The sequence below is a fragment of the Cohnella sp. LGH genome, assembly GCF_017671885.1.
Taxonomy (GTDB): Bacteria; Bacillota; Bacilli; order Paenibacillales; family Paenibacillaceae; genus Cohnella; species Cohnella phaseoli.
Map to the genome: position 1 here is coordinate 7737291 of NZ_CP072117.1, position 18118 is coordinate 7755408.

The window sequence follows — 18118 nt, forward strand, 5'->3', positions numbered from 1 at the left end:
TTATATCCGAACTCCGCGATCGATACCTCTGCGAGAGGTCATGGGTAGATAGCGGAGCCGGGACCGAACGGTTCGGGCGTAAAGAATGTCACTTCGAACCGTGTCAGAGCAGCCTCCCTAGATCCCCCGTTCTCCGTTTACCGCCCCCGCCGTTCAATACGATGAGAACCTTCCTTAAGCCCGCGCAAGTAAACGTAACGCCCGTCCTCGTCCAGCGTAAGGTCTTCGGTTGAATCCACCGCAGGCGCAGCGGAATGAAATACCACCGCTCCATTCCAATAGATGACGAACTGCTGACCCTCCGGCTTCGGAATGCCGACGACCGCGTTTGTTCCTTCCGGCGCTTCGAGCGAGGCGAGGAACTCTGTCTCCGCCAATCCCCATTGAAAACGGATTTCGCCGTAAGGTGTAGGAACCGTGCCCTCCGCCCGTTGCAGATCGCACGGATGCGGGATGGCTGCAAAAGAGCGAAACCCGGGCTCCGTAGGTTGAACGCCCAAGATGTAGCCGGACAGCAAGTGAGCGACCGCGGTATCCGGGTGGGAGCTGTCTCCCCAGTTCTTACCTGGCGGCATGACGGACGGTGGATAGGTCATGCATTCCCAGGTTGCATGAGGTCCGCGCCAATCGGCTAATGCGCAAAGCCAATCTACGCCGCCTCCCGGCTTGCGAAGCGTTCCGAGAGCATCCTCGTCATAGCCGTAGTGGAATTTCCCGCGAATCGCCAAGCTTTGATACTTGCCCATGTCTGTTTCCTTAAGCTTTTCTCTGACGGACGCCGCTTGCTCGCCATCCGGAAAGCCGATGGCCAGCGCCAGCGCGTTGGCGTAAAACTCGAATTCGCGGCTGCCCTTCAGCTTGACGTAATACCCCTGCTCTTCATCCCACAGGTGCTCCTGGATGCCCCGACGCAAGACCTCGGCTTTCTCTTCGAATGCCGCGGCATCCGCATCGAGACCCAGCAATCCGGCCAGATATGCGCCTTCCTTGAACGAATCATAGACGAGAAAGTTCACGTACGCGCCCTTTCCTGTATATTCCAGAAGATGGCCCCAGATGCCCTTGGACGTCTCATAGCGCTGATAGAACAAGCCGTCGCCTTCCACGTAGTTCCACAAGTAATCCAAGCTTTTAACCATCACGGAATACAGTTCGCGGGCCAGCTCCAGATCGCCGGTGAATAGGACATAATCGGCCAGAACGGGCGCGAACCAGGCGGAAAATTCATCGGATTGGTAATAGCCGTATTCGCCGATTCCCGGCTTCACCTGATTTTCCGGATAACAAGCGGCCCAGATGTAGCCCTCCGGCGTTTGATGCCATGCGAACATCCTGATCGTTTCTTTCATGTAGGTGTAATTGTCGAATGCGTAATAGACGTTGCGACCCGCCCAATCCAGATCGCCGAGCCACGGCAGTCGGTCCCGCTTGGCGCCGTCCGCAATAAATGCGGGAGTACGGGCGAAGGACCAACCGCTTAGATCCCCATTGAAATCATCCGCGAATAGAAGCTGCCCCGCAGCGTCCTCTACGCGAACCTCGCGTATGAGCGCCCACTTGTCCATGGGTTGGCAAAATCCGACTTTTCCTTCGGCATAAGTATCGTCTATGGTCGTATCGATCAGCGTCCCGTTAAGCAGCGTCTCCATCCTCGCTCCGTCCAGCCTCACCTCCAGATGATAGACGCGCCCATCGACAATTGGAATGGAGAGAGATACCGCCGGCTTCAAGCGCACATATACCCCGTCCGACCGCTTGAACAAATGCAGCCTTCCGTCCAAATCGATCTGACCGACATAGCCGTTATTTTCGTCGGAAGCCCGAACGATCCACCCCACCGCGGACACGGGGCCGGGATTACGGCGAATGACGAACTGAAACCCGAACCGGTAATCCCTCCACTGCTCCCCTTGAACCGTCAGGCCGACATCGTTGCCCTTAGCCAGCTTGCGCGGGATGAGCCAGCCTTCCACAACCGTCCAGGCGTCGGTGTTCGGAAACGACGAGACCTGTGCCGTGTACGTGCTCGCATACCACAACCGATTTAACTCCTCGTCGCTCGAATGGAAGCGGCCTTTGTACGGCGACAAGTCGGACGTGATTTCGAGGCTGAAATATTCGAGCTCCACGCTGCCTTCGGTATCGAGTTGTATGAGCACCCAGCGCTGCTGGCCTTGAATCATTGGCGCGATATACAAGCCGGCTTCTTCAATCGTGTACAGCTCGTACCTGTAAGGGTTAGCAGGCGGAACAGGCAATTCCACGCCGAGATACGTGCACGACCCTCTGCTAAAATCTCCGTTTTCCCCGTGTACCGGATCGACGATCCATTCATACCAGTCGGCATATGCGATTCGCAGCGTCGGACGCCCCGTCTGTCCGGCTATCTTAATGATCGGATATCCTCCCGGAGCGGAAGGGCCAAGATCGAGCAGGATCGACGGTTTCTCGCCCCCTGGAGCGTATACGAGCTTTGCTGCCAGAGCGTCCTCCCGCAACATGTGCTCCGCATCCGTCACGTCGCCAGTCGTCGAATGAACGGCAGTCCCGAATACGCGTTTGGACGCCGGCGTCAAAATGTACTTCTCCTCTTTATTCATTTAAACCACACTTCCTCTCGTTACCGCTTTCGCTATCTACGATCCATTATATTTTTTATCGCTCGCATGCCCAGCCATTATTCAAACCGAAAGATAAACGATTTAAACCTATTTTCGAATTCAGGTCTTTGTTGTATCAACGAATCGCTAACTATAAAATATAGGTATCCAAACTCTCTACCTTCGAGGTGAGCAACCTGTCCGTTCTCTACTTTACGGCCCCTCCCCTACCGCATTACATCAATTCCGGCGAGTCCCGGTTTAAGCCTGGAGACATTCATCCCGCCCGCGGCCCGATCGGATTGTTCGACCTGCTCGTCGTTCATCAGGGCACGCTGTTCATGGGAGAGGATGACCGGACGTGGACCATTAACGAGGGACAGGCGCTTCTGCTGAGGCCCGACCGACATCACTATTCGCCTCGTTCCGTCGACATGGACACGAGCTTTTATTGGCTTCATTTTCATACGAAAGAGCTGTGGGACGATCGGATGCGAGAGGATCGGATGAGGGATAAAGCTGAGGAGGAGCTTTCGGATGGCAAAAATCAATTCCACGTCGAGCACGGGCTCATTCCGCGCGAGTTCGGCTTTTCTATCCCGCAATATTTTACGCTGCAGGATCCCGTGGACGTCTATCGCCGCCTTCGAGAGCTGATCGAGCTGGAGCGGCAGCCGCTATCGTGGGCGCGATGGCAGCAACAGATCCATTTGCAGAACTTGCTTAAAGTATTGGCCCAGGAGCAGGACAAGCTCAGCCAATCGCCTGCCGCCCTGCTCGCCGAACGCGTCGCCGTCCATCTGCGCACACATTATCGCTCGCACCTGACGAACGAGCTGCTGCAGCGCGAATTCAATTTCCATCCCGTCTACATCGCCCGCTGCATGAAGAGAGCATTCGGCTGCTCTCCTCTGGAGTATCTGACCAGGTACAGAATCGAGCAAGCCAAACTGCTCATGATCAGTACGACGCTGTCGATCGAGGAAATCGCATGGGAAATCGGCTTCCGTCATCAGACCTATTTCTCCAATACGTTCCGCAAGCTCGAGTCGATGTCCCCGAGCGAATTCCGCAAGCGTTACGGCGGCCGATAATTGAGGCTAACATAAAAGAAGCTGACCCATAAGTAAAAGAGTCGTACGGAAGGATGTACGACTCTACTTATGGGACAGCTTCTATAGCGCATCTATTCCATTTACCGCCGGCTTTACTTTTCCGCCAACAAATTCGCGATAATATCCAATTGCTGCTCTACCGAGATCGGATCGCTGGGAAGAAACTGATTGAAATCCAGCCTATAGATCTTTCCTGTTTTCCCTGCTGGAGAGTTTTGAATGAGCTTCTCCACTTCCTTCACATGTTCCTCTGCGCCTTCATTCACAGCCAGGAATAAGCGATCGCCTATAAAGTCGGGAATGACCTCGGAGGAGATTTCCCACGTTTCTCCGTTGATGACGTCTGTCTTTACTTTGTCGGTTGGCTTCAACCCCAAATACTTATAGATAATGTTGCCGCCCATATTCGTATCCCCGTAAATGAAAACTGCATCCTTACGCACATTTAAAATGGAGAAGGTTTCATCTGCGCCGACAATCGGACTAATCTTCTCCTTATATTCGGCTATTTTTGTCGCAAATGCTTCATTCCATTGCTTCGCTTCCTCCTGCTTGCCGAGAATATCGCCAAACATTTCGACGTCCTTGATCGGGTCGTTGTACTGCTCCACCACAATGGTTGGCGCGATCTGGCTCAGCGCTTCGTAACCGCCCTCTACGACCTCCGCGAATGGGGCCGTTGTCACAATCAGATCCGGCGCCAGCGATAGAATCTTCTCCGCATCGGGCGGAACTCCAACATCTTCAATCCCGGAAACATCGCTTAGCATCGGATTGCTCAGAATGAAAGTAGTTGCGCCTACCGGCTTCACTCCCAACGCCATGAGTTCACCCAGATGAAAAAGGCTGACTACGCGTTGAGGCTTCACAGGAATTTCTGTCTCGCCATTCAAATGCTTGTAGGTCCGCGTCTTGGCAGCAGTCTCGTCGGTAGGGGCGCCTGTTGATGCAGATTGGGTAGCCGGCGGCGTCCCTGCATTACTGCCTGTATTGCCTCCTGTATTACTGCCTGTTTGACATGCACTCAGAATCAAGCTTGTGCACAATAGCATCATGGCTCCGAACGATGGTCTTGAAAATCTAAACATGGATGTGTCCCCTTCTCTAAATGATTGATAATAATTCTCATTATCATTATGAGAAACAGACATTTGAGATACAATGGACGATTTTAATAGCTGTAATGGATTATTCTGAACAGCCTTCCGATTGTCCTCGCGAAATTGCAGCGGAGAGCGCCCCGTATGCTTTTTGAACAACCGACTGAAATAATAGACATCCGCGTAGCCGACGCTGCTCGCGATTTCCTGGATACGAGCCTCCGACTTCAATAGAAGCTGCTTCGATTTGTGTATGCGTACATGAATCAGATAGTCAATCGGACCGACCCCTATCTGATTTTTGAACAAGCGGGACAAATAACTCGTACTGCAGCCGTAAAATCCGGCCAATTCCTCGGCTGTAATCGGCTCCTTGTAATGGTCTTGAATATAGTGAATGGCTTGCGATACCAAGTTTGGTTTACTGTTTTCCGCTGCCGATGTGCGTATTTGCCTCATCACCTCGTACACAAACGGAAGAAACGCCGACTGCGCCTGCAGCTTGTCCAGCGGAGATGCCTGCTGCCACAGGCGACTCATGGCTTGACACTTTTCCAGTAGGGGTAGCATTGCATAAGGAGTGAACGTATACGACATACGAAAGCTCTGCAGATCCTCCTGCGATTCGCACTCGGCTTGATATAGCACCAAGTAACAAGCAAAGTCGTTCCCTAACGGCATAAAATTCAGCTCCGAGCCCTTCCCTCCATGCAGAATGTGAGGCGAACAAGCCCGATACACCGTTCCCGACAGGCTCACGTTTGCTTCTCCTTGGGTCGTAACTACGAAAAAGCTAGTATGTGCCTCATAGCGTTCAGGGACAGTTCCGCTTTCCACGCGTAACTGCCGAATATCCAGCAATCTTACGGCAGCTCGACCCCACCGCTCGATATGAGCCTCCCACTCCATACTAACCCCCTCCTTTTCACCATTCATCGGCTTACGCCAGTATAACAAAAAAACTCTGACCTCGTACGTGTACGGTCAGAGTTTTGCTGGCGGAGAGAGTCGGCAATTGGGGTGAAATCGGCCGGCGTAGTTGAGATGCCCCCGACCGGCCTCAACTGAAAGCGCCCCTGCCCCTCACAAGGGCAAAGGCGCTTTATCCGACTACCAGCGCAGATTGCTGCAATACTTCGCTTTGATGGACGCTTCCGCTTTCAAGCCGCTTTTCTTGAACAATTCTTTAATCGTCTTCTTAAAGTCGCTTTCCTTGCCCTTAACTGCCGATTTCTTCGGTTTAAGCAAGTCGATGCGGAAAGGACCGGCTTCCGCCCGCAGCATAGGTCCGTCGGTTCGGCAGCGGGTGTCGAAATCGTAGCCCAACTTGTAGCCGGCCTGCAAATTCCCAAGTCCGGCCGTCAGCTTACCCATCGCCTCCAAGGTGAGCTCATGCTTGGCAAGATCCTCAAATGGAGAAACTTCAAGGCCAACGCCGACGCCAAATCCCGTATCCCCGCATGCAGAGACGCCCTCGTCGGTAATACACACTTTTCCGCCAATCCCGACGACAGCATACACCGAGGCTCCGACGCACATTTGGCCGCAAGGGTCGCGGAACATAACCGGGTTGTTGTTCACATAGGCGTACAGGTTCGCTTGACCGCTCTCGATCAGGACCGGGTCTCTCGCCGTCCAGCGGCTCGACGCCGGGTCGTAGTCGCGGAAGCCAAAGCGAATCAATCCCGTATCCCGATCCTCCAAACCGCCGGCATAACCAAGCAATAGCTCGAACGCCGGATTGGAGTCGGCTTGCAGGCTGCCAAAGCTGTCATAACGCAGCTCTTTCACAACAGCTCCGTTATCGTCCAGCACCCGTTGAGGCGTTCCTACGCCATCCGCGACGACATAATAACGCTGCCCGCCGCGCTCCAACGCGATCAGCACTCCCATCTCATTGTAGGAGTAGATCGTTGGCTCGCCGCTCGGATCGACCGACGCCGTCATTAGATGCAGAGAATCCGGGCTGCCGTACAGGTATTGATACGTCCGCCCTGCGCTGTCTTCCTTGGCTACTCTGCGTCCAAGGCCGTCATACGTGTACTTGTAGGTACCGTTCGCCACGGTCGCTTCCAGCAGCTCTCCGCGAACGCCGTAAGTGAACGTATCCGCGCCGCGCTGCGTCAGAAAACCATCCGCGTCAAAGCTGTAGGCAAGATCGCCCACACGCGTCAACACATCGTGCTCTGCGTAGCTGCTGACCACGGGTCCGGCGGCTCCGCCAGTCTGGCTGGTGATCCGGTTCTTGTTTGCATCGTAGCCGTACGCCTCCGTCACGACATTGCCGCTCGGCTCGACTCGCGTCACGCCTGTCAGTTGCCCATCGAGGTCATACTCGAAATGCGTCGTTTCCCTTCCCTGCGCCGAATCCGCGGCAATGTCCGTGACGTAGCCTCTCTTATCGTACGTATAGGCCGCTTTGTAGACTTGGCTTCCCTTCAGCGTATAGGTGGCGCTGCTGATTTTGCCATATTGGTCATAGTCCACTTGAATGTCCAGCTTGTCGTCATGGATGGAATCGACCGCCTTCAAAGGACCTCCCCGATTAAATTGAAAAGCCCCGTACTGAGTCAGATTGTCTTCGTTGTCATACCGGATCGGGGTATGATATACAGCGCCGGCAACCGTCATCGCAATATTCGTCATGTTAAAGAAATCGTCATACGTGTAGCTGAACGAAGCGTTCGCTTTCCCGGTCAGCGCCATTGTGCTGATGCTCTCTCCCGAGTATCCGTACTCAATCTTCTGTCTTCTGGAGCTATCCTGCTGCATGACGCTTTCGATCGTTTGCGCATAATCGGATTGCCCCACATACGTAAGAATGCGCTGAATATCGGCATCGTTAATGCCCACCGGCCGCTTGCCGTCCCCCGGTTCCAGCACGTGGTCGATGACCCGTCCGCTGCTCAGCGTAGTTCTCAGCAGGCTGCCGCCATTGTCATGATCCGCAGCATACCAGAGTCCGGCGCCGCTCGGAGCGAAGCCTTCGAATTGCCCCAGCGGATTAAACTGCTGCTCGTATACCGCGCCGTCAGGCATCGTTAACCCCGTTAAGTTGCCCAGGCTGTCATAGCCCTTGCCGTATACTTTGTTGCCCGGAGTAACCACAGAGATAATGCGGCCTGCGGCGTCGTATTCGTATTTTTTCACGCTGCCGAAAGCATCCGTCTCCTGTTCGACCCGATTTTGCGCGTTATACGTATATTGGATAAACCGCTCTCCCTGCTGCATCCGCTCCAGCCGGCCAATGGAATCGTAAATCGCTTCAATCGGGAAGAGATCGGTTCCCGGCCAAGCCACCTTGCCGATCCTGTCTTTCTCGTCCAGATAGGTTTCCGTCTTGGTACCTTCGGCCGTCGTCTCCGTAAACTTATGGCTGGCCCGGTCGTATTCGATGGTGGACACATCGCCGTTCACCGTATGTTTGACCCTGTAAGATACCAGCTTGCCGTTGTTATCCGTCACAGCGGATCGTTCTTCCTTGAATTTCGTTACTGTACCGTCAGGCGATGTGTAGGTTAATTCCGCAACGAACGGCGTATTTTTGCCCATGCGAGGGTCAGTTCCGAACGTCTTGGTCATTGTCGTGCCGTCGGGTAACGTCGCCGTCTCGCTCTGCTCGCCGATCCTCTCGGTTACGGTCTGATATCCGTTCGGGTCCGTCAGCGTATAAATCTTTTTGCCGTTGGCAGCCACGGTCTCATATGTCGTTGTCCGATTGCTCGGGTCCGTAAAGGTAACGCTGTAGCCGTTGTCGAAAACCGATCTTTGCAGCGTTTTGACGCCGCCCTCCGGATTGACCGCTCTCACCAGCATCCCGGCATCATCGTAAGCATACTGGCTGACGCCTTGCTCCGGGTCCGTGAACTCTGTGAGCAGTCCGCCCTCCTCGTACTTCATGCGGTACGTCTCCCCAGCGGGGTTCGTAATCGCGACCAGCTCGCCGCCGGCATCCACTTCAACAACCGTCCGCTGCCCGCCTGGCGCGACAATCGCTGTCGGGTTCCCTTGCGCATCGCGTTCGATCTGTGTCAGATTCCCGCTACGATCCGCTATCGACAGTAGCCGACCGTCCGGATCATACGCAAAATCTCTCAGCACAACACCGGAGAACGCACTGACATTTTGCAGAATCCGGCCTGTGTGCAGATCGAAGGCATTCACCGACAAGCCGTCCTCCTCCGGAAATTCGGCGATTTGGAGATGAGACTCGCTCATCCGATAGCTGCCGCTGGAACCGTTGCTATAAATGAAGTTCCCATTATAGTCTATCGCAGCCAACGATAACGTGGTTTGGGCTGCTGCGTTGAGGTGATCGAGATCGACCTCCTCCACAATCCCCTCCTTGTTGACTTTATACAGCTTTTCTCGCTCGTAGGTGTTCTTTGAAGCGATAAACCACAAATCCCCTTCCACATCAATGAACATTTTCCTCATGTAAAATAACGCCTTATTCGCAGCCACGCCGTGGGCAATGACCTGATTGCTGTAAGTGTCCGGCGTTTTCCCCACGATCTTGGTGATCGTGCCGTCCGAGCTCATTTTTCTTACCCTCGATGTATATTGCATGTGATTGAAGTTATCATAGATGCGATCGTGAATGTACAAGAAACCGTCGGCGCCCATCGCAACGCTAGTCACTTCGCCGATCGTGGCCGGATTGGCTTTGCCGCTGTCCGCTCCGGATACCCCTTGCGTCGTGTTGCTCATCATCTGAATACGGCCTTCGGCATTAATCCGATATAACAGACTTTTGCGCGCATCCTTATTGTAGCCGACAACGTACAAGGAGCCTCCGCTTGCCGCAGCTATACTATAGACGACATACAAATCCGATTCGACCGCCATAGCGCCATCGACGATATCTCGATTTGCATTCCCCGTCCCGGCAAAAACAGTCCAACGATTTTCGTTAAATTTCTTCAGATAAATCTTTCTGTCCGTGGGAGAGTACCGGTATACATTCCCCTGAGGATCGGCGGTAATGTCTCCGTAAGTTTCATTCGGGAAGCCTTCGCTTTTTTGGAAGGTGCCGTCATTGTTCATACGGATGACAACTTGATCGCGATTGCCGCTTCCCACCTCTCCGTAAGCCATGAAGTAGAACGTATTGCCAGGGCCGGGAACGATTCCTGTATTGGCAATCCGATAACCTCCGAGACCGCTTAATTCGATCTTTTTTAGTTTTTTGTAAGACGCCGTTTTTTTATTGCGATCCCCTGTATACAGAATATTCGTTTGCATACTGAGCAAATGCTGCGCATCCAGGCTCCAGCCCGCGACTCCCGCTTGCTCGTACGGGTTGTTCGGGCTCTCCAAATTCCCGTACCAGACACGGGAGACAGGCTGCCTCATGGAGGCTCTGCTAAAACCGATGACCACGTTAGATCCGCTGACCCGCCCGAAGCTTTGCGTCTGTTCGTCAGCCTCATAATATTGAAAATCGTAGTAAAAGGATACGGTAACCTTGTAAGGGTGCGTGCCGATCAGCTTCCTCTCGTAAGCGTCCAACCCATCCCATTGAAAAGTATGCGTCACGTTCGTGGCCGGGGCGAACGATTTACTGTACGCTTTGCCTCCGATTTCGACCGTAACACTCATGGATTTCAGCGAATCAGGAATCGTATCCCCGCTGACCGGTATCGTGAGCTTTGATTTCTCCTTATAGCCCGGCGTTCTCGTGCTCACGTAATTCAGGTTCATGCCCGTTCCTTCGATCGGGATCGCTTGGCCTAAGCTCTGATTCTGACAACCGATGATCGAGCCTGCTTGCTCGCAAGGATCGTCATCCTCCTCGTTTCGCGGATCTTCGTCGAGCGGCGGCTCGGCATCCATCGGCGGGCCGTAAGGCCAGTTGCAATCCCATGGCGTGAAATGCTCAATCGGCACGCGCCATAAGCTTTGGCCTGCGGCATACAGCTCTGCAAGCTGCTGTCTTTCCTTATCCGTAAATCCGGCTGCGGCCAGCTTCTCGGCGCTGTCGGCCATCCCGTCCCCGTCCGTATCGACAGTGGCGATTCCTCCGTCGATCTGGAGAATGCGGATAACCCGCCCGTTCTCGGACGCCACCCAGCGCCCGGCCTCACGATCGTAGTAGCCCATCGGCACAACTTCTCCGACCGGGAACGCCAGGTAGTTCTCTACATAGTAAAATAATGGCTGATTGAAGCGAATCTCCGTCGCTCCCGCTTGCACCGCTTCGTCGGCGGACAGCTCCACGGCGTGCGTATAGCCGACATAGTCCGGCAGCTCGCCCGGCATGGCCTCCGGCCCGTTCTCGCCCACGGTGTATTCGGTAGCGCGCAGGTGAATCTCCGTGAGCGGCACGACAGACCCGTCCGGCAGCTCCATCGTTGCCGACGACCCCTCCGGGAAAATGACCGTCGATTGCCGGGTGCCGTCCGCATCCGTTACCGGAGAGCCTTGCGCCGCCTGAACGCCTGTCGCCCCATCCAAGTCAACAACCGTCACCTTCGTATCGTAAGCCTTCAGCACCACATCCGGCAGCGTCTCATATTTTTCGGCTACTGCCGCTACTTTCCGCTGGACGGGCATATACCCTTCCTTGGTCATTTGAAGCGTCAGAATACCGCCGCCGTTGACGACCAGATCAAACATTCCGTCTTCGCGGCTCTTGGTAGAGCCCAGCTCGGGCTGGTTCAGGACGCTAACCTGTACGCCTGCCAGCGGCTGATTCCCTGCATCCAGCACCTTGCCGCGAACAACGGCCACCAGACTGTCTTCAATCGCTCCGGCAGCGACTCCCGTCTGCAGCGGTTCGCTTCCCTCGTATAGAAACTTGATCGTCGAAGAAAAGGTCGGCAGCGCTGTTGTTGATATCGGAGTCGCCACTTTAACCGGGTCCGGCGTCCCGCTCGAACCCTTCGGCGTGACTGTGATCGCTTCCGCCCGCTCCGAGAATCCGCCCGCCGTATTGAAGGCCCTCACCGTGAAGCGGTACGCTGTCCCGTTAACCAGACCTGTTACTGTAGCCTCCGTTACTTTGCCGACTTGGGGGCCATTCATCCACGTAGTTCCAGCGTCTGCGGAATAGAGAACCTCGTATCCCGCCAGATCCGTCTCGCTGTTCGCCAACCAGCTTAACGTAACGACCGTATTGCCGGCCACACCCGTTAATCCGCGCGGCGCAGCCGGAGGCGCCGTTTCAACCGGTGGAGCTTGCGGCGTCGCATCCGCTCCGGCCGACTTCTCCGACTCGTTGCCCGAAGTGTCGTATGCGGTCAGCGCGAAGCGGTACGCCACTCCGTTCGTTAATCCGCTCACGATGTAGCTCGTTACGCTGCGGCCGGCGACATTCGTTCCGGCATCCCATGTCGCCCCATGATCCGTTGACCGGTAAACCTTATATCCCGCCAGATCATTCTCGCTATTCGCCAGCCAGCTTAGGCTGACACTGGCGTTTCCTGAAGCTGCGCTCAAGCCCGCAGGTGCGGCCGGCGGCGTCGTATCGACACGTACAGGGTTCCCCGAGCTACCGCCGCCTCCACCGCCCGATGTTGTAACAGGTCGAGCCCCATCAATGGACACCTTCCCCAGCTTCAACGTTTGTCCTGCGCCTAATGAGGTGAAGGTTTGACTCGCTTCATACTTATGACACTCGCAGCCCGGCGTCTGCGTCTGCTCCGAATCGAGCAGAGACAATCCCGGGAATGCCGAACCGCTCGCCCCGTAGATGGACGCCGATCCTCCCCCTTTTACTACGATTTGCGATAGACTCGCGTCCTCCACAAGCGTCAACCGGTACGTCTTCTCCGGCAGCACATTCGCACGAAACGTACCATCTGCAGCCGTAACGGCGTAGAACGTCGGGTTGGTCGTAAACGAAAGAAAAGCCCCGGCCAACGGCTTGCCGTCTGTTCCCAGCACCGTTCCTTCAATCCACGCAGATTGCTGAGCCGTTACTTCCAAGTCGCTCTGTCCCTCGCCGTGTACGACGGGCTGATAGCCAGCGAATCCTTCTTTCACAACGTGCACATCGTAATTCCCGTAAGGAATCGCCGCCGTTGTCCAAACTCCCTGCGCATTCGTGCGCCCCCACGCCTTGTACACGCGCTTCCCTTTCTCATGCACGAATACTTCGGCATCCGCCAGCACCGCCCCGTCCGCCTGACGAGCCTTAATGGACAGCGGTCCTGCTTTCGCCTGATTTCCTCCCGCGCCTGCAAGCTTCTTGGCACGCTGAAGAATGACGGCCACTTCCGCCCGGGTTATGCCGTTCTGCCCCTGAAACGTGTTATCCCCGTAGCCCTGCAGCACACCTGCTTCAACCAGAGCCGTTACCGCAGACTGCGCCCACTTCGGGATCATCCCTTTGTCCTTAAAGGACACTGCTCCCGCAGCGGTCTTGCCCACAATTCGATTCAGCATCACCGCCGACTCTTGGCGGCTCACTGCGGCGCCGGGTCTGAATAGGCCAGCTTCATTGCCTTGTACAATCCCGAGATTGGCCGCTTGGCGAACCTCCTTGGCGAACCACTCTTCTCCGACATCCTGAAAAACCGGAGCCTGCACCTCCTGCAGCTCCAAAGAAGCCGCCTTCACGAACCGAAGCAGCATAACGGCCATCTCCGCCCGTGTGACACTGCGCTCCGCGCGGAACGTCCCATCCTCATACCCCTGAATCACACCCAGCTCCGTCATCTCGGCAATCGAATCCTTCGCCCACTCCGGAATCCGCTCCTCCGGCTTCTGGAGGCTTACGCCGACATCGCTAGCCTCAGCTCCAGCTCCAGTCCCAGTTCCAGTCCCAGTTCCAGTTCCAGTTCCAGTTCCAGTTCCAGCCTGCACCACACCAAACGGGAGCGCTCCCTGGATCAATAAGGACAAGAGGAGCAGCAGGGAAAGCCCTCTTCTCGCCAGCAATTTCTTCATAGGTTTGAGCCTCTTTTCCACACTATTTTGGAATCTCACGTTCCCTCCAATCTACCATGGCGAATTTCACCCTGAGAATTATACGAAAGTATACTTTTTCACCTATACTTTGGCCGCCGGTCCAAACGCCCATTAAAAAAAGCGACACCCTCCGAAAAGTCCGAAGCAAGTGTCGCATTTTATTTTTGTTCAAATCAGGCACCGCTATAACGAAAAATCGGTAACCCCCTTTTTAGAGGCATATTTCAGAGTATAGGTTTCCCCTTCTTTTCCATAGGGCATTGTCGCAATTTTGATACGAGTGTAATCCAGCCTGCTCTCTCTTAAAACCCTCTTAACCAAGGCTATACTCCGTTCTTCGTCCGTTACGACACAAAATATATTAAGTGCAAATTTTTTCGGATCGGAGATGCATTTCCCCATATCAAAACCATCAACAGAGCCTAAGTCGGCATCTGATAGAGCCAGGTCCAAGTATTCCATGACTTTATCTCTTAACCAGTTGTCGCGTTGGCTTCCTTTTGCGCTGTTCAGCGGATATTGTACCGCTAACCAAAATTTTTCGCTCATTTCCACACACCTGCCTTTATTGTTTTACCTTATCCTCAATATCGGATCGCGGGGCTCATTCAGCAATAATTATGTGAAAATTTATATATGAACTGGGCGATTCGATGCCGTTCGACATCATTTCCTATTGTAAAAATAAAGAATTAAATGGTAAATTAAGAGATATCAACTGATGCCCACGAATCTTCCGCCTAATCCTTCATTTATCTTCAAAATGAAAACGCTTTAACATCCTCGCAGACTAAAGAATCCAACCTTTCACATATGTATCATAGCAGTGCCTGTACCGCCACCATCGTTCTCCCATAACTCAGCCTATTGAAGTCCCACTTACTACTGAAAGGAGGTGAGGTCGAATTCGTGCTTTTCAATTAAAAGGAGGTGAGGCTTGACCAGCGATCAGCAGTACCCATTTCACTATTAGCGTGCCCACTCAGCATCGTACGAGCACGGAATAGTGACTAGTCGTTTTAAAAAAGGAGGAGAATTCATGATTAACGGAGGATTTGGATTAAAGAAAGTCGGTTGGGCCTGGGTCTGTTTGCTACTTATTCTCATACCGCTAGTATCCAGCATTGGCGTACAAAAAGTAAGCGCAGCTAACCCCAATGGCAATTACAAAATCGTTGGGTATTTCCCCTCCTGGGGAATCTATGGCCGCAGCTATAACGTTACGAATATCGACGCCTCCAAAGTCACGCACATCAACTATGCTTTTGCCGATATTTGTTGGGAGGGTCGACATGGGAATGGTTCAACAGCGATAGACAATCCGAACAAACAAACCTGGTCTTGTACGGTAACGGGGATTCCGCTTCAATCCGGCAGCGTTCCCAACGGCAGTATCGTCCTTGGCGATCCGGATGCCGACGCCTTGCGCCCGACCCCTGGCGGTCCAACGACCGGCTGCTGGGCCGATGCGGCTTGCGGCAACTTCGGAGCTCTACGGAATTTGAAGGCGCAAAACCCTCATCTAAAAACGATTCTCTCGGTCGGAGGCTGGACATGGTCCAATCGCTTCTCCGATACGGCGGCATCCGATCAAACTCGGAAAAACTTCGCCAAGTCCGCCGTCGATGCACTGCGAGCCTACGGGTTCGATGGGGTGGACCTCGACTGGGAATACCCGAATGTCGAAGCCATTCAAGGCAATAGCTACCGCCCGGAGGATAAGCAAAACTTCACCTTGCTGCTGCAAGAAATCCGCGATCAATTGGATGCAGCAGGAGCGGAGGACGGCAAGCATTACCTTCTTACCATCGCATCCGGAGCAAGCCAAAGATTCGTCGATAACACCGAGCTCAACAAAGTTGCTCATATCGTCGATTGGATCAATATTATGACTTATGACTTCCACGGCGGTTCTTTTGAAGCTACGACGAGTCATAACACCGGGCTTTACGGCGATCCTAGCGACCCTTACTACAGCAACAACTTCTTCGTGGACGGTGCGATCCAGGCCTACAAAAATGCCGGCGTGCCTCTCAATAAAATCGTTGTCGGCTTGGAGTTCATGGCTCGCAGCTGGAAAAACTGTCCTCCAGGGCCGAATAACGACGGCCAATACCAGACCTGCGCGGCAGATACCGGCTCCGTATTCAAATGGGCGCCTAATGGGACCTGGGACGATACCAATTCCGGGAATACAGGGGTGTTCGATTACGGGGATCTCGCCGCAAACTATGTGAATAAGAACGGGTATACGCGCTATTTTAACAACATTGCCAAAGTTCCTTACCTCTACAATCCGACGACCAAAATCTTTATCTCCTACGACGATACGGAATCCATCGGTTACAAAACCGAATACATCAAGAACAACTATCTCGGCGGAGCCATGTTCTGGGAGTTCAGCTCCGATTGCCGCACAAGTCCCAAATACAGCTGCACGGGACCTAAGCTGTTGGATAAAGTCGCTGGAGATTTGAGTCAAGCTACTCCGCCTGCAGATACGGTTCCTCCGACAGCGCCAACGAACCTGGTCGATGCAGGGCATGGCGATAAGAAAGTCACACTAAGCTGGAGCGCTGCTACGGATAATGTCGGTGTTATGGCTTACGATATTTATCGGAATGGTTCGCCGGTTCTGTCTGTTGACGGAGCAACAACATCTGCGCTCATCAAAGGATTAACGGGCAGCACAACGTATATTTTCACAGTCAAAGCCAGAGATGCCGCGGGCAACTCTTCCGCAGCCAGCAGCGCCCTTTCCGTCATCACTTCGCCGCCGATCGTCGACCATCAACCGCCAACTGCTCCAACCAACCTCGTCTCCTCAGCCAAAACAAAAACGACGGTAAAACTAAGCTGGGGAGCTTCGACCGACAACGACGATATCGCCGGCTACGATATTTACCGGAATGGCACGCTTATACAAACGACGGAAAACACAACGGAAACGATCACCGGACTTTCTGCGGGAACGACCTACAGCTTCTATGTGATTGCCAGAGATTTGTCCGGTAACCCTTCTGCATCTAGCAACTCCCTCTATGTCACAACGCCGACCGACCCTGTTTTCCCTGCCTGGCAAACCAACACAACGTATGCAGTCGGAGCTTACGTCACTTACAACGGCAATCTCTACAAATGTACGTATGCCCACTCTTCCATCCAAGGCTGGGAGCCTTCGGCCGCTCCAACGTTATGGCAGCTTCAATCCGCTCCGCCTGCGGATACGCAGTCTCCGAGTGCGCCTACGAATCTCGCCATTTCTGCACAAACGGCAACGGCCGCTACCTTAACATGGACAGCGTCTACCGATAATATCGGCGTAACCGGCTACGACATCTATCAGGATTCGAATTGGGTCGGTAGCTCCGCAACAACCACTTATACAGCGTCAGGCCTCACAGCAGCCAATTCCATATCCTTCTATGTGAAGGCCAAAGATGCCGCAGGTAACGTGTCCGCTGCCAGCAACATTGTGACTAAGACGCCGACAACGCCAGATACAGTACCTCCTGCGGCTCCTGCAAATCTGATTTCTACAGCCAAAACTCACACGAGCGTCACATTGGCTTGGGGAGCTTCTACAGATAATGTTGGCGTAACCGGCTACGACGTCTATAACGGTTCTACGCTGGCCGCTTCCGTGAACGGCACGACGCTCACCGCAGTTATTGGTAGCTTGACGCCTAACACGCCCTATACTTTTACGGTCAAAGCCAAGGACGATGCGGGCAACGTTTCAGCTGCCAGCAATGCCGTGACCGTCACGACCGATGAAACGCCTTCAGTGGATACCGAGCCTCCAACAGCTCCGACAAACTTGACTTCCACAGCCAAAAACCAAACGAGCGTAACGCTGGCTTGGGGAGCTTCCACCGATAACTTCGGCGTAACGGGCTACGACGTCTATAACGGCTCTACGCTTGCCGCCTCCGTGAACGGCACGACGCTTACTGCCGTCATTAGTAACCTAACGCCTAGCACGTCCTATACTTTTACAGTCAAAGCCAAGGACGACGCAGGCAACGTTTCGGCTGCCAGCAATGCCGCGACAGTTACAACCGATGCCCCTGCAGCTGCGGCATGGGTTGCTAATAAGGCGTATGTCAAAGACGATCTAGTTACCTATAACGGAAAAGTATATAAATGCGTACAACCGCACACATCGCTTGCCGGTTGGGAACCTACGAACGTACCGGCTTTATGGAGCGTTCAACCTTAATTCCAGCCGCAGCGATACAGTCTGAGTAGAAGGAGGGGGCGGCAACGCCCCCTCTCTGCCCTCCCTCTTCCCGTTAGGAAGTCGGGAGGGTTTTTGTTTTTGTTTTTGTTTTTGTTTTTGTTTGTGTTTGTGTTTCGGGACATATCCTATGCTATATCATGCCCATCG

At 53.9% G+C, this 18118-nt stretch carries 6 protein-coding genes; 2 read left to right on the forward strand and 4 right to left on the reverse strand.

Going from position 1 to position 18118, the window contains the following annotated elements:
* Window positions 1-137: 137 nt before the first annotated feature.
* Entirely contained in the window at window positions 138-2600 is a 2463-nt protein-coding gene (locus J4772_RS31785; RefSeq protein ID WP_209072985.1) for an alpha-L-rhamnosidase-related protein, read from the reverse strand.
* 188 nt (window positions 2601-2788) lie between these two features.
* Between J4772_RS31785 and J4772_RS31790 the strand changes: the two genes are divergently transcribed.
* The gene (locus J4772_RS31790) at window positions 2789-3694 is read left to right on the forward strand and encodes a helix-turn-helix transcriptional regulator (RefSeq protein ID WP_209072986.1); all 906 of its coding nucleotides are present in this window, start codon (window positions 2789-2791) and stop codon (window positions 3692-3694) included.
* Window positions 3695-3807: 113 nt separating this feature from the next.
* Here J4772_RS31790 and J4772_RS31795 read toward each other — a convergent pair whose 3' ends face one another.
* From J4772_RS31795 to J4772_RS31805, 3 genes are all read right to left on the reverse strand, one after another.
* Window positions 3808-5724, reverse strand: coding sequence for an AraC family transcriptional regulator (locus J4772_RS31795; RefSeq protein WP_209072987.1), 1917 nt, complete (start codon window positions 5722-5724; stop codon window positions 3808-3810).
* Window positions 5725-5925: 201 nt separating this feature from the next.
* The gene (locus J4772_RS31800) at window positions 5926-13707 is read right to left on the reverse strand and encodes an S-layer homology domain-containing protein (protein ID WP_209072988.1); all 7782 of its coding nucleotides are present in this window, start codon (window positions 13705-13707) and stop codon (window positions 5926-5928) included.
* A gap of 204 nt (window positions 13708-13911) precedes the next feature.
* The gene (locus tag J4772_RS31805) at window positions 13912-14277 is read right to left on the reverse strand and encodes a hypothetical protein (RefSeq protein ID WP_209072989.1); all 366 of its coding nucleotides are present in this window, start codon (window positions 14275-14277) and stop codon (window positions 13912-13914) included.
* A 490-nt stretch (window positions 14278-14767) separates the two neighbouring features.
* Here J4772_RS31805 and J4772_RS37215 point away from each other — a divergent pair, with 490 nt between their 5' ends.
* Window positions 14768-17950 carry a glycosyl hydrolase family 18 protein gene (locus tag J4772_RS37215; protein ID WP_247740907.1) on the forward strand — a complete coding sequence of 1061 codons (3183 nt, stop codon included), beginning with the start codon at window positions 14768-14770 and terminating at the stop codon, window positions 17948-17950.
* Window positions 17951-18118: the final 168 nt, after the last annotated feature.

What these genes read in the sequence shown, in the direction of transcription:
- J4772_RS31795 (WP_209072987.1), bottom strand. Translation starts at nt 5,724, where the DNA reads ATGGAGTGGGAGGCTCATATCGAGCGGTGGGGTCGAGCTGCCGTAAGA.
- J4772_RS31800 (WP_209072988.1), bottom strand. Translation starts at nt 13,707, where the DNA reads ATGAAGAAATTGCTGGCGAGAAGAGGGCTTTCCCTGCTGCTCCTCTTG.
- J4772_RS31785 (WP_209072985.1), bottom strand. Translation starts at nt 2,600, where the DNA reads ATGAATAAAGAGGAGAAGTACATTTTGACGCCGGCGTCCAAACGCGTA.
- J4772_RS37215 (WP_247740907.1), top strand. Translation starts at nt 14,768, where the DNA reads ATGATTAACGGAGGATTTGGATTAAAGAAAGTCGGTTGGGCCTGGGTC.
- J4772_RS31805 (WP_209072989.1), bottom strand. Translation starts at nt 14,277, where the DNA reads ATGAGCGAAAAATTTTGGTTAGCGGTACAATATCCGCTGAACAGCGCA.